We start from the raw sequence: 12,129 nt of genomic DNA, 5'->3' as shown, positions 1-12,129 counted from the left end.
GCAGCGTTCAGTCCTATTTTGCTTCCTTAAAACCATGAGGTGGTGGAAACCGGTTTGCCATCAAGCAAATTGATGAAGCCCAGGGTGATACGGTAGATGAACCAGATATAGGCGGCAATGAAAATAATCCAGCCAATAAGAATAATCATGAGAATAATACCCACAATAGCCGCTGCCAAGCCTGCCCAGAAGGTTTTGATCAGGTAAACCATGTGGTCATAATAAACCGTTCCCTTGAAATCTTCTTTTTTGATGTAGGCCATGATAACGGCCACCAGACCAAAAACACCCGTAAACAGACCCAGCGTCATTAAAATGTAAATAATGATGGTATAGGTTTTGGGATCGGTTGCGGGTGATGGGGTAGGGGTGATTTCTTGGTTCATGGCGCTTCCTTCAGTTTGGTTTTGGTGTTTTTATTAGGTAATTGTGATGGTACAAAGATTACCTGTTTATTGTAACAGCGATTTTTGTATTGCCATGTATAAAGTGTGAAGAATAAAGGGTATGTCGGGTATTGGTTAAAAATAGAGCGTTAATAAAAAAATGCTGGTTTTTCAATTGCTTGGAATGGCTGTACAATCTTATTTGAAAGTTGTTCACAAGGATTTCAACAATAAAAGTGGATAACCATTTACAACGGGAGCAAACCCGTGAAATGTAGGCCCCTTTTTATAAGGAGGTATTGTCATGAGAGTGCTTATTTTAATGATTCCCAAAGGTTATGACAGGGCGAGCAAGTCGATCGTATCTGATAACGTGGCTTTGGAATCCATGATGAAGTATAACGACCTGCTGTTCAAGGCAGGAGTATTGCTGTCATTGAATGCCCTGCATCCGCCTGCTTCAGGAGTCAGGATTAAATACGAAGGAGGCAAGCAGATTATCCAGCATTCTCCGTATGAGGGGGTGACTGAAACATTGGGAGTCTATTGGATGCTTAAAGTAAACTCCATAGACCAGGCGGTGGAATGGGCTTTGCTATGTCCCTTGCAGGAAGGTGATGTTATTGAAGTAAGGCGGCTTCATGAAACCGATGAGTTTTCTGAAGAGGCGCGGGCCATTTTTGAAAAATATCCGGATGTTCATGCCCGGATTAAAAAATATGCCCAAAAAAAACCGTTGAATGAAAGTGAACAAAATTGGGAGGGTGAGGGCGGCGCCATTCTGGAAAGCCGTTAGGCAAAATCAATGCCGGGGCTTGGGTTGGCGCTTTTGCCATTGTTTCAGTGCCTCCCGGTAACGTTCCAGATCGTTTTGGTAAAGGTCAAATACGCAGGGGTCGCACCCGCTATGGCAGCATTCATCATTGTCAGGACGTACCGGAGGAACTGGCCTGGGGTCTGGCTGATCCTGTTTTTGCGGTTTTTTCTGCAAGGTTTTCTCCCAATAAAAAAGGCTGCTTTACCGGCAGCCTTTTTGTTGCTTGGCATAAATTTGCCCGGGTTTATTCAACCGTCAGGTGAGATGAAGGCTTGTTGGCGAGTTTTTTAAGCTCCAGGTTCAGGACACCATCTTCGTATTTTGCCGTGGACGCAGCTTGGTCAATTTCATTGCCAAGACGGAAGCTGCGGCTGACCGAACCATAGTAGCGTTCACTGTGCAGGACGCGTTCACCTTCTTTCTTTTCAGACTCCTGCTTGACTTCAGCGCTAATGCTGAGTGTATCACCTTCAATTTTGACTTTAATATCTTCTTTCTTGACACCAGGCAGTTCTGCTTTTACCAGGAAGGCATCTTCTTTTTCCGAGATGTCTGTTTTGATGGTAAGCGCGGGGGCATTTTTGGGAAAACCAACGGGTTTCAGGAAAAAACCGTTAAACAGATCATTTAAATCTTCGTAACGTGTCAGATTGCTCATGATATTTACATACTCCAGGTTAAAGGTTTCTTTATGATATAAAGAAGCATTTTGGTTAGGGAAATAATAAATTTGAACAGCGCTGTAACAACCTGTTTAGTATATGAGTATCATGTTTGCAATTTCAAGTCTTGTTGATTTGATTTAATTTATGTTTCTGTATGTTTGATTAAAGAAATTAACTGCAACCATGCTTATAATCGTTTAACAGTAGTCCTGTAAACTCTTGACTGGAGATATGAATGAAAGGCTTTGTAGATAATATTGAAAAACTGACCGTTGAAAACGAAAATTACCGTAAGGTTTTATACACGGGCAAAAATCTGCAATTGGTACTGATGACCCTGCAGCCCGGAGAGGAAATCGGCCAGGAAGTGCACGAAACCCACGACCAGTTCTTGCGGATCGAAGAGGGTAAAGGTACTTTGTACCTGGATGGCGCCACGCATCAGGTTGAGGATGATTTTGCCATTATTGTGCCGGCCGGTGCCGTGCATAATGTGGTAAATACCGGCACGGTTGCCTTGAAACTTTACACAATTTATGGTCCTCCAGAGCACCGTGATGGCGTGTTGCAGCCTACCAAGGCCGATGAGGTTGAAGAACATTTCGATGGTAAAACAACCGAATAATGTCCTTTATGGCCGGTAGGGCGTTTTTATTGCCCGCAACGTCATAAAAACGGCTCTTATATAAATAAAGCAACATAATGCATTAAAAACCTCGCACGGCAGAAGGGCACCTTCTGTGGCGGGGTTTTCCGTGCTTGGGCTGTCATGAGCGGTCAATGACAGGGGGTTAGGTAAAAGCCCCTGTTTGCCTTGTCAACAGGGGTTTCATTCCCTAATACAGGGAACTGGCCCAAAGCGAAAGCAGGCCAATTGCGCTAAAAAAAGCAATAATAAAGCCAATGGTCAGGGTGATGATTTTTCTTTTTGTCTGCATTTTTTACTTGCCATTAAAAGTTGAATAAGTCCTGCTGCATTCACCCACCTGAGCCTTACTGGTTGGGTGGCGGTGGTTCATCAGCCAAGTTCGATTATGTGGGTGGTTTGGCAGAAGGGCAATTCATGAAAGCACTATAAAAAAATGGCAAAGTAATTTGTTGGGTACAACAAATGCTCGAATGAAAAAGATGGCTTTTTCCCGAATCGGTTTTGCAGAAAGTCAATTTAGGGGGAGAAAAAAAAATGCACCTCAGTTATAATTTCCATTTCATGCTACAGCCCGGTCCAAGGGCTTTTTTACAATGACTAAGTATGTGTTTGTTACAGGTGGTGTGGTCTCTTCCTTAGGCAAGGGTATTGCTGCCGCTTCTTTGGCCGCCATTCTGGAATCACGCGGTTTGCGTGTGACAATGTTAAAACTGGATCCCTACATTAACGTCGATCCAGGCACCATGAGCCCGCTTCAGCACGGAGAGGTTTTTGTTACCGAAGACGGCGCGGAAACCGACCTTGACCTGGGTCATTACGAGCGTTTTATCTCCGCCCGCATGCATAAATCCAACAACTTCACCACCGGGCAAATTTACGAATCGGTATTGCGTAAAGAGCGCCGTGGTGATTATCTGGGTAAAACAGTCCAGGTCATTCCTCACATTACCAACGAAATCCAGGATTTCATCATTCGTGGTGCCAAGAAAGCCTACGACGGTAACGCCGATGTTGCCATTGTTGAAATTGGCGGTACGGTGGGTGATATCGAATCCCTGCCGTTCCTGGAGGCTGCCCGTCAAATGAGCCATCGCCTGGGTCGCCAGGGAGCGGCTTTTGTGCACCTTACACTGGTGCCGTTTATTGCTTCCGCGGGCGAATTGAAAACCAAGCCAACCCAGCATTCAGTGCAAAAATTGCGTGAAATCGGTATTTATCCCAATGCCTTGCTGTGCCGTGCCGATCGCCCCATCCCCGACGATGAGCGGGCCAAAATTTCCCTGTTTTCCAATGTACCACTGGATGCCGTCATTTCTGTCTGGGATGAAGACTCTATTTATAAAATCCCGGCCATGCTGCACAAGCAAAAACTGGACTCCATCGTTTGTGATGCACTAGGCATTACCGCACCAGCAGCTAATTTGTCCAAATGGGATAACCTGGTGCATTTACTGGAAAACCCCGAGCATGAAGTTCAGATTGGCATGGTGGGCAAATATGTTGACCTTACCGAGTCTTATAAATCCTTAACCGAAGCATTGGTGCATGCGGGCATTTATACCAAGTCCAGGGTGGTGATCAACTATATCGACTCCGAAGATATCGAGGAAAACGGTACGGCCTGCCTTGAAGGGATGGATGCGATCCTGGTGCCCGGCGGTTTTGGTAAACGGGGTACCGAAGGCAAGATTCAGGCGATTAAATATGCCCGTGAAAACGGTGTTCCGTACCTGGGTATTTGCCTGGGCATGCAACTGGCGGTGATTGAGTTTGCCCGCAATGTGGCGCAATTGGGTGGTGCCAACAGTACCGAGCTGGATCCTTCCACAGCCCATCCGGTGGTGGCCCTTATTACCGAGTGGCAAGACCGGGAAGGCAAGCTGGAAACACGTAGCGAAAATTCCGATCTGGGTGGCACCATGCGCAAGGGCGCGCAGCGTTGCCCCGTCAAGGAAGGCACTCGTGCTTATGAAATATACGGTCCTGAAGTCAATGAACGTCACCGTCATCGCTATGAGGTGAATAATGTGTATGTTCCCCGTCTTGAAGAGGCCGGCATGGTGATCAGTGCCCGTACTCCCACCGAGAACCTGCCTGAAATCATGGAGATTCCGTCTCATCCCTGGTTCATGGGTGTGCAGTTCCACCCTGAGTTCACTTCAACGCCCCGTGCGGAACATCCCTTGTTTGTCAGTTACATCAAGGCTGCCCTGGAGAACCAGCGTCAGCGTGCCCAAAAGGATCAGGTATGAATTTATGCGGATTTGAAGTCGGTCTGGACAAGCCGTTTTTTCTGATTGCGGGGCCTTGCGTTATCGAGTCCCGACAAATGGCCTTCGATACGGCAGGCATGCTTCAGGAAATCACTGGCCGTCTACAGATCCCTTTTATTTATAAAAGTTCTTTTGATAAGGCCAATCGCAGTTCGGGCAAGTCATATCGTGGCCCTGGCATGGAAGAAGGTTTGCAAATCCTGTCAGATGTCCGCGATACTCTGAAAGTACCGGTGTTAACCGACGTTCATGATGAAAGCCAGGTCAGGGATGTGGCTGCAGTCGTTGATGTGTTGCAAACGCCCGCGTTTCTGTGTCGCCAAACCGATTTCATCCAGGCCTGTGCAGCGACGCTGAAGCCGGTGAATATCAAAAAGGGGCAGTTTCTGGCCCCGGCCGATATGATTCAGGTCGTCAACAAGGCACGAGAAGCGGCCATTAATGCCGGTGGTGACGGTTCCAATATCATGGTTTGTGAACGTGGCGCCTCGTTCGGTTACAATAATCTGGTATCTGACATGCGCTCATTGGCCATTATGCGCCAAACCGCTTGCCCGGTTGTGTTTGATGCCACTCACTCGGTACAGTTGCCGGGTGGGCAGGGTACTTCTTCAGGAGGTCAGCGTGAGTTTGTTCCCGTACTGGCGCGAGCGGCAGTGGCAGTGGGTATTTCCGGGCTTTTTATGGAAACCCACCCAGATCCTGCTCAGGCTTTGTCGGACGGTCCCAATGCAGTACCTTTGCAGCATATGGAAGCTTTACTGAGTTCTTTGGTTGCGATTGACCGGATCGTGAAACAGCAAGGTTTTATGGAAGACCGGTTTTAAGCACAGCTTAACAAAGCGTATTTGAATAAGTCCGTTGCGTTAATGATAATCTCATTGGTGCAACGGTTTTTTCTTGTTTGATTTATTGACAGTAAAATAGTTTCATATAAAATGTTTTCATAATCAATTAATTTTTTAAGTGTTTGCCATATCATGTCTGCACAGCCTATTCATATTGATGATGAGGATTCAGGTACCGGAAGAAGGCTTCCCTTTCGACAGTCATTGCTGGCCACTCTGGGCTTGTGTTTTGTGACTATTCTGGTTGGGCTTGATCAATCCATTGTCGGGACGGCCATGCCCACCATTGCGGCAGAGTTGAACAGTTTTGATTTGTATGCCTGGGTGGGAACCTCGTATTTGCTGGCCTCGGTCATTACGGTTCCCATTTTTGGGCGTCTGGGTGATTTTTACGGGCGTAAGCCGTTTGTCATCGCTTCCATAATTATTTTTACAACGGCCTCCATTCTTAGCGGCATGGCAGACAGCATGTTGCAGCTGATTCTTTCCAGAGGCTTGCAGGGGGTGGGTGGGGGCATGCTGGTGGGCACGGCCTTTGCCTGTATTCCCGACCTGTTTCCGTCAGCGGCTGTCAGGCTTAAATGGCAGGTTTTTTTAAGTTCTGCTTATGGCATTGCCAGTGTCGTGGGGCCATCGTTGGGTGGTTTTCTTACCGAGTATTATGGCTGGCGGTCTATTTTTTTTGTGAATGTGCCCATTAGTCTGTTGGGGCTTTGGTCTATCTGGCAATACTTGCCGCTTATCCGTTACCCGCATAAACAGGTTATCAGGTTGGACTGGGTCGGAGCCGTGTTAATTACCTTGGTACTGGGTAGCCTGCAGTTTTTTGTTGAGTTTCTGGGAAGGTATGGCATGAGCTGGAACGTGGTCATGCTGGGACTGGTATTTATATTGTTTACGCTGCTCCTGTTCAAATGGGAAGCCCATTGTCCTTATGCACTGATACCACTTGAACTTTTTCGCATAAAGAGCATGAATGTGCTGTTTTTGTTATCGCTTTTACTTGGCTTTACCTTGTTCAGCCTGTTGTTTTATATACCTCTTTTTCTGCAGGGCGGATTCGCGTTGTCTCCTAATGAGGCTGGTATTCTGATTACGCCATTGGTGGTATGTGTAACGGTGGGCAGTATTTTAAGTGGCAAGGTCGTTACCAGTCTTAAACGCCCCAATCATATTTTATATGCCGGTTTTGTACTGGTACTGGTTTGTATTCTGGGTACGATTTTTTCCAATCGTGAGGGTTCATCATATGTGTTTATGGCTTATATGGTGCTGGGGGGCGTAGGGCTTGGTATGATTATGCCCAATCTGACCATTTTTTCACAGGAAGTGGCGGGTAAGTCAAACCTGGGTATTGCAACCGCCCTGGTTCAATCCATCCGGATGATAGGGGGCATGCTGGGTATTGCTGTTGTGGGCTCATTGGTTAATTATTTGTATGCAACAGGCATGGTGCGGCAAATAGGCGATAAAATACCTCCCGATTCACTGCAGGGGCTGTTTGATGCGCAAGTCCTGGTGAATCCCGTCCAGCAAGCAGCCTTGCAGGCACAGGCTCAACAAATCGGGGTGGGCGATATTCAATTCTGGATAGATGCCGGTCGTGAAACCCTGGTCGCTGCCATTCATTCGGGTTTCTGGATCGTATTTGCCCTGACCTTGTTGGCAACTGTTTGGGTGTATCGATTGCCTTTGATAGACCTGAAAGATAAGAAAACAGATAAGCAAAAAGGAGTCTAAATGGCGTTGGAACTTGAGATGATGCAGCGCGTGGGTCGCATTTACCGAACCTGGGCAAGGCTGTTTGAAGCTGAAGTAGGCATTCCGGGAATAAGATGGAGGATCCTGCTGGCTTTGGGCGACACGCCTGTTTCACAAAAGCAACTGGTGAGTTCGCTGGATGTAGATGCGGCGACGCTGACCCGACATGTAAAAGCCATGGAAAAAGAAGGCTGGGTAAAACGCTCCATGAATCAAGATGACAACCGGGTTACCAATGTGTTGTTGACAGCGAAGGGACGGGAGTTCATGACCAAAACCTGGAACAAGCGCGATGCATTTTTGGCAAAAATAACGCTTGATCTTCCTGAAGATGAAATTCATGTGTTGATTGCCACGCTTGATAAAATACAAGCCCGTCTTTGTCATGTACAATTCAGCCTATGACAAAAACCTTTGTAATACTTGAACAGGCAGGAAATTCATAACCATGAGTGCTATTGTAGATATTATCGGCCGTGAAATTTTGGATTCTCGCGGAAATCCGACTGTTGAATGTGATGTTTTATTGGAATCCGGTGCCATGGGGCGTGCAGCGGTTCCCTCTGGAGCATCAACCGGCGAGCGTGAGGCCATTGAATTGCGTGACGGTGATAAATCACGTTATTTGGGTAAAGGCGTCTTGAAAGCTGTTGAAAATGTCAACACGGAAATTTCCGAAGCCCTGATTGGACTTGATGCCCAGGAACAAACTTTTATTGATCGTACCCTGATTGATCTGGACGGAACTGAAACCAAAGAGCGCTTGGGTGCCAATGCCATGCTGGCAGTCAGTATGGCGGTTGCCCGTGCCGCGGCCGATGAATCCGGCCTTTCTTTGTACCGTTATTTCGGTGGTAGCGGCCCCATGAGCATGCCCGTGCCCATGATGAACGTGATCAACGGTGGTGCGCATGCCAATAATACGCTTGATATGCAGGAGTTCATGATTCTGCCGGTCGGTGCCAGCAGCTTCCGTGAGGCTTTGCGTATGGGTGCAGAAGTTTTTCATGCACTGAAAAAAATCATTCATGACCAGGGCATGTCAACCGCAGTGGGTGACGAAGGTGGTTTTGCACCTAACGTGGCCAATCACGAAGCTGCCATTCAGCTCATTCTGAAAGCGATTGAAAACGCAGGCTACGAAGCCGGTTCTCAAATTGCCCTGGCACTTGATTGCGCCAGCTCCGAATTCTACAAAGACGGTAAATATCATTTGGCCGGTGAGGGTGGTATCTCATTGACCTCAACCGAATTTGCCAATTTGCTGGCTTCCTGGTGCGATAAGTATCCCATCGTCTCCATTGAAGACGGCATGTCTGAAAATGACTGGGAAGGCTGGAAAATCCTGACCGATCTGCTGGGCAAGAAAGTACAGCTGGTGGGTGATGACCTGTTCGTGACCAACACCAAAATCCTCAAGCAGGGTATTGACCAGGGCATCGGTAACTCCATCCTGATCAAGATCAACCAGATTGGTACGCTAACTGAAACTTTTGCTGCCATTGAAATGGCCAAACGCGCCGGTTATACTGCCGTTATTTCTCATCGTTCAGGTGAAACCGAAGACTCAACCATTGCCGATATTGCCGTGGCAACCAATGCCATGCAAATCAAAACCGGTTCACTGTCCCGCTCGGATCGTATGGCCAAATACAACCAGTTGCTTCGTATCGAAGAAGAATTGGCTGAAGTGGCTTATTACCCCGGGGTAGACGCATTTTATAATTTGCGTAACCGCTAATCGGCTGTTTATCTCATGCGTTTGCTTTTTTTGTTGCTTCTGCTGGCATGTATCGCTATTCAGTATCCCTTATGGAAGGGAGATTCGGGTTGGTTGCGGGTGGCGGAATTAAAAGAGCAGCTTAAAGAGCAGCATGAAAAAAACAAGGCATTGTTGGCCCGAAACAATGCCATGAAAGCAGAAGTCCAGGATTTGGAATCAGGTACCGAAGCGCTTGAAGATCGTGCACGCATCGAAATGGGGATGATAAATGAGGGTGAAACCCTGGTGCAGATCCTGGTTCCCAATGAGGCAGTGCCTACCATTACCCTGCCTATCGGTAAAAAAACCGAAGCATCCAAACCGGCCGTCAGCGCCGCTCCTTCCGCACAATAAATACAGGTTCTGCCTAACGTTTGCTAGGTACAGCAAAGGTTGATGCCACAGGCCGGATCTTGCCCATCTACTGAAATTTCATCTTCCGGAGCCGGTGTTTTGGACGCTGCTGGTGAGCTGTTGCCTGCGTCTTTGGCGGGTGTTTGCGGATGATTGGCAGCGGGCATTTGTTGGGCCGCAGGTCTTGTGTTGCCGGATGATGTGGGTAAGGTTTTTGCCCTGTCGCTGAGTGGTCCGCACCATAAACCCGTACAGGTTTGGTTGTTGTTGCTTTGTGGGTGGAAAATATCGTTTCCGTTGAGTAGGTTGTGACTGTAAAGCACTTTTCCACCGGGATCCACCGGCCATAAAACAGGATGGGATTGCATGCTGATGGACAAGGTCTGCTTGATGGGCAGGATGCCCTGATCCATGAGTTGAGCATCGTAAGCGGACCCCTTGCCTGCCAGCATCCTGAATAATTGACTTATGCCGGGAATAAGGGCCTGGTAAGGGTAGGTTAGCTCTATTTGCAGTGTATTGGCCTGAAAAATGTTATGGCCTGAAGACTTGCCCGTACCGGTACGCAGGTATTGCTCGTACTGATAATTGTTGTCAATGGCAGGCCGACCGGTTTGTTGTGCTATAAGCAGGTCTTTACGCTGGAAATCGGTAAAATCGGTCTGGTTTGGGCTTTTGATCACGATACGCCATGGTGCCTGTCCGGTTTTTTGTGTGATGCGTTGGAAATAGGCCTGCATGCGAGTGGCGGGGTTCGCATATTGGCCAGCTGGCGTGAAAAGAGGATGCAGTGCTTTTTCAAAAGCCAGTTCTATGCGTTGTGGACTGGCATGGTGGGTGGCGGCGGCACGGGCAGCCTCAAACAGTGCAAGGCTGCTTGCCTGACGGGTAATATACCAATATGAGGCCTCCAGTGAGCCCATGCCCAGCATTAATAGGGGGGTGGCAACCAGCAAGAACTCTACCGAACCAAAGCCCTTGTTTTTTTGGGTATGAGCCGGTTCGGGTAAAGGGTGTTTTATCGTTGGGGAGAAAAACAAAAGAGTAAGCATGACGTTAGTCTGTGCTTACTCTTGAAGGCTGTAAATTGTGAGTTTTACAAATGGATGGATTGATCCAATAGTTCGCTGTGTGGTTAGTGGCTTGAGGTATTGCCCTTGACCACAAAACTGTCTGGATTCACAAACAGTTTTGCACAGTCTACCGGATCAAAAACATAGGGTTTGCCACAAAAATCACAGGAGATCTCGATGTTTTCCCGCTCACTAAGTATGCTGGCAATTTCTTCGCTACCCAGCATTTTAAGCATGTTGGCAACCCTTTCACGGGTACAGGGACAAAACCAGGTGACAGCAATCGGTTCATAGGCAATCAAGGTTTCTTCCCAGTACAGACGGTGGATCAGGGTGTCCTCATCGGTGGAAAGCAGCTCTTCGGTGCTGAGGGTTTCGGCAAACTGAACAGCGCGTTCCCAGGTCTCATCGGTGGTTTGCGTGGCCGCAAGTATGCCGCCTGTTGAAGGCAGTTGCTGCAGCAGGAGCCCGCAGGCTTTTTCATCATTGGCAGCAAGCCATAACCGGGTATTCAGCTGTTCGGAGTGCTTCATGTAGTGTTCAAGTACGTGTGCCACCGAGTTGCCTTGCATGGGTACAATGCCTTGGTAGGGTTGCATGCCTTCAGACCTGTTTTTGGGGTCAAGAATGACCGCAAACCGGCCATTGCCGTTGGCATTGAGCAGGGTTTGCAGGGTACCGTTTTCAGGACAAACAAACTCTTGTCGCATTTTAACGGTGGCACGCACGTGAAGTGAAGTGTCGCACTCGACCACAATCAGGCTAATGGGGCCATCACCTTGCAATTGAAGAATCAAGGAGCCATCAAACTTGATGTTTGATGTCAGCAGGACGGCTGCTGCGCTTAATTCTCCCAAGAGCCTTCGGATAGTGGGCGGATAGTGCTGGTGGCCCAGCGCTTCGGCCCAGGTTTGGGTAAGATTGACGGTTTGAACTCGCGTACTGCGGTCTTCAAACAGGTATTTTTTTAAGGAATCGTTCATGACAGCAAGAAAATATATCCTGAGACGGATTAATCAAGGCGTTTCAGGTGTTGAGAGTAGCGTTTGCCTTGTTCTACGTAATGACGGGTGCCTGCATGCACACCGGCAAGGTCTTCATTGGTCAGGGTACGGGCAATTTTTGCCACACCAATAACCAGTGAATTGTCGGGGATCACTTTTCCTTCGGGAACGATGGCGCCCGCACCAATAATACAGTTTTTGCCAATAACGGCATTGTTAAGCACAATGGCCTGCATGCCAATTAATGAGCCTTCACCAATGGTACAGCCGTGCAGCATGGCCTGATGGCCTACCGTTACATTTTTGGCTATATATAGCGGTACTCCTTCATCAACGTGCAAGACACTGCCTTCCTGTACGTTGCTGTTTTCATCGATGATAATGCTGGCATTATCGGCCCGAATGGAAACATTGGCCCAGATACTGACATTGGCGGCCAGTGTTACATTACCGATCAGTGTTGCATTCTCAAAGATAAATGCACTGGGATCAATATGGGGTACCAGGTTTTCAAGTTGGTAAATGGCCATTCGGTTT

At 47.9% G+C, this 12,129-nt stretch carries 14 protein-coding genes; 8 read left to right on the top strand and 6 right to left on the bottom strand.

The window, feature by feature from the left end:
* Positions 1–26 precede the first annotated feature (26 nt).
* Positions 27–386 carry a DUF4870 family protein gene (locus KU392_RS06555; RefSeq protein ID WP_169295091.1) on the bottom strand — a complete coding sequence of 120 codons (360 nt, stop codon included), beginning with the start codon at positions 384–386 and terminating at the stop codon, positions 27–29.
* A gap of 304 nt (positions 387–690) precedes the next feature.
* Between KU392_RS06555 and KU392_RS06550 the strand changes: the two genes are divergently transcribed.
* Positions 691–1,182 carry a YciI family protein gene (locus KU392_RS06550; protein WP_217734920.1) on the top strand — a complete coding sequence of 164 codons (492 nt, stop codon included), beginning with the start codon at positions 691–693 and terminating at the stop codon, positions 1,180–1,182.
* Between the two features lie 6 nt (positions 1,183–1,188).
* Here the strand turns inward: KU392_RS06550 and KU392_RS06545 are convergent, their stop codons facing one another.
* Together KU392_RS06545 and KU392_RS06540 are read right to left on the bottom strand one after the other, a co-directional pair.
* On the bottom strand, positions 1,189–1,377 hold the full coding sequence (locus KU392_RS06545) for an oxidoreductase-like domain-containing protein (RefSeq protein WP_169295089.1): 189 nt from the start codon (positions 1,375–1,377) through the stop codon (positions 1,189–1,191).
* Positions 1,378–1,447: 70 nt separating this feature from the next.
* Positions 1,448–1,861, bottom strand: coding sequence for an Hsp20/alpha crystallin family protein (locus KU392_RS06540; RefSeq protein ID WP_200232934.1), 414 nt, complete (start codon positions 1,859–1,861; stop codon positions 1,448–1,450).
* Positions 1,862–2,103: 242 nt separating this feature from the next.
* On the opposite strand from KU392_RS06540, the gene KU392_RS06535 reads away from it, so the two are divergent.
* From KU392_RS06535 to ftsB, 7 genes are all read left to right on the top strand, one after another.
* The gene (locus tag KU392_RS06535) at positions 2,104–2,493 is read left to right on the top strand and encodes a cupin domain-containing protein (RefSeq protein WP_169295088.1); all 390 of its coding nucleotides are present in this window, start codon (positions 2,104–2,106) and stop codon (positions 2,491–2,493) included.
* A 617-nt stretch (positions 2,494–3,110) separates the two neighbouring features.
* Positions 3,111–4,769, top strand: coding sequence for a CTP synthase (gene pyrG / locus KU392_RS06530; protein ID WP_169295087.1), 1,659 nt, complete (start codon positions 3,111–3,113; stop codon positions 4,767–4,769).
* Complete coding sequence (gene kdsA / locus KU392_RS06525) at positions 4,766–5,617, top strand: 3-deoxy-8-phosphooctulonate synthase (RefSeq protein WP_169295086.1); 852 nt, start codon at positions 4,766–4,768, stop codon at positions 5,615–5,617. Before pyrG ends, kdsA begins: the two co-directional genes overlap by 4 nt.
* Positions 5,618–5,770: 153 nt before the next feature.
* A complete protein-coding gene (locus KU392_RS06520; RefSeq protein ID WP_169295085.1) occupies positions 5,771–7,378 on the top strand; it encodes an MFS transporter in 1,608 nt (535 codons plus the stop codon).
* Positions 7,379–7,804, top strand: a complete 426-nt coding sequence (locus KU392_RS06515) for a MarR family winged helix-turn-helix transcriptional regulator (RefSeq protein WP_169295084.1) — start codon at positions 7,379–7,381, stop codon at positions 7,802–7,804.
* A 43-nt stretch (positions 7,805–7,847) separates the two neighbouring features.
* Entirely contained in the window at positions 7,848–9,140 is a 1,293-nt protein-coding gene (gene eno, locus KU392_RS06510) for a phosphopyruvate hydratase (protein WP_169295083.1), read from the top strand.
* 15 nt (positions 9,141–9,155) lie between these two features.
* Entirely contained in the window at positions 9,156–9,515 is a 360-nt protein-coding gene (gene ftsB, locus KU392_RS06505; RefSeq protein ID WP_217734919.1) for a cell division protein FtsB, read from the top strand.
* Between the two features lie 23 nt (positions 9,516–9,538).
* Here the strand turns inward: ftsB and KU392_RS06500 are convergent, their stop codons facing one another.
* The 3 genes from KU392_RS06500 to KU392_RS06490 form a co-directional block, all read right to left on the bottom strand.
* A complete protein-coding gene (locus KU392_RS06500; protein ID WP_217734918.1) occupies positions 9,539–10,567 on the bottom strand; it encodes a TadE family protein in 1,029 nt (342 codons plus the stop codon).
* Positions 10,568–10,650: 83 nt separating this feature from the next.
* Entirely contained in the window at positions 10,651–11,571 is a 921-nt protein-coding gene (gene hslO, locus KU392_RS06495) for an Hsp33 family molecular chaperone HslO (protein ID WP_217734917.1), read from the bottom strand.
* Positions 11,572–11,600: 29 nt separating this feature from the next.
* On the bottom strand, positions 11,601–12,122 hold the full coding sequence (locus KU392_RS06490; RefSeq protein ID WP_169295079.1) for a gamma carbonic anhydrase family protein: 522 nt from the start codon (positions 12,120–12,122) through the stop codon (positions 11,601–11,603).
* Positions 12,123–12,129: the final 7 nt, after the last annotated feature.

It is taken from the genome of Advenella alkanexedens (assembly GCF_019132845.1).
GTDB lineage: Bacteria > Pseudomonadota > Gammaproteobacteria > Burkholderiales > Burkholderiaceae_B > Advenella > Advenella alkanexedens.
Note: the sequence above shows the minus strand (reverse complement) of the source record. Positions and strands in the feature narration are given on the sequence as shown.

Bases quoted from the DNA above. Each gene is read 5' to 3' on its own strand.
- kdsA (WP_169295086.1), top strand. From the start codon at position 4,766: ATGAATTTATGCGGATTTGAAGTCGGTCTGGACAAGCCGTTTTTTCTG.
- KU392_RS06555 (WP_169295091.1), bottom strand. From the start codon at position 386: ATGAACCAAGAAATCACCCCTACCCCATCACCCGCAACCGATCCCAAA.
- KU392_RS06515 (WP_169295084.1), top strand. From the start codon at position 7,379: ATGGCGTTGGAACTTGAGATGATGCAGCGCGTGGGTCGCATTTACCGA.
- KU392_RS06490 (WP_169295079.1), bottom strand. From the start codon at position 12,122: ATGGCCATTTACCAACTTGAAAACCTGGTACCCCATATTGATCCCAGT.
- KU392_RS06500 (WP_217734918.1), bottom strand. From the start codon at position 10,567: ATGCTTACTCTTTTGTTTTTCTCCCCAACGATAAAACACCCTTTACCC.
- KU392_RS06535 (WP_169295088.1), top strand. From the start codon at position 2,104: ATGAAAGGCTTTGTAGATAATATTGAAAAACTGACCGTTGAAAACGAA.
- pyrG (WP_169295087.1), top strand. From the start codon at position 3,111: ATGACTAAGTATGTGTTTGTTACAGGTGGTGTGGTCTCTTCCTTAGGC.
- KU392_RS06520 (WP_169295085.1), top strand. From the start codon at position 5,771: ATGTCTGCACAGCCTATTCATATTGATGATGAGGATTCAGGTACCGGA.
- KU392_RS06550 (WP_217734920.1), top strand. From the start codon at position 691: ATGAGAGTGCTTATTTTAATGATTCCCAAAGGTTATGACAGGGCGAGC.
- ftsB (WP_217734919.1), top strand. From the start codon at position 9,156: ATGCGTTTGCTTTTTTTGTTGCTTCTGCTGGCATGTATCGCTATTCAG.
- eno (WP_169295083.1), top strand. From the start codon at position 7,848: ATGAGTGCTATTGTAGATATTATCGGCCGTGAAATTTTGGATTCTCGC.
- hslO (WP_217734917.1), bottom strand. From the start codon at position 11,571: ATGAACGATTCCTTAAAAAAATACCTGTTTGAAGACCGCAGTACGCGA.
- KU392_RS06540 (WP_200232934.1), bottom strand. From the start codon at position 1,861: ATGAGCAATCTGACACGTTACGAAGATTTAAATGATCTGTTTAACGGT.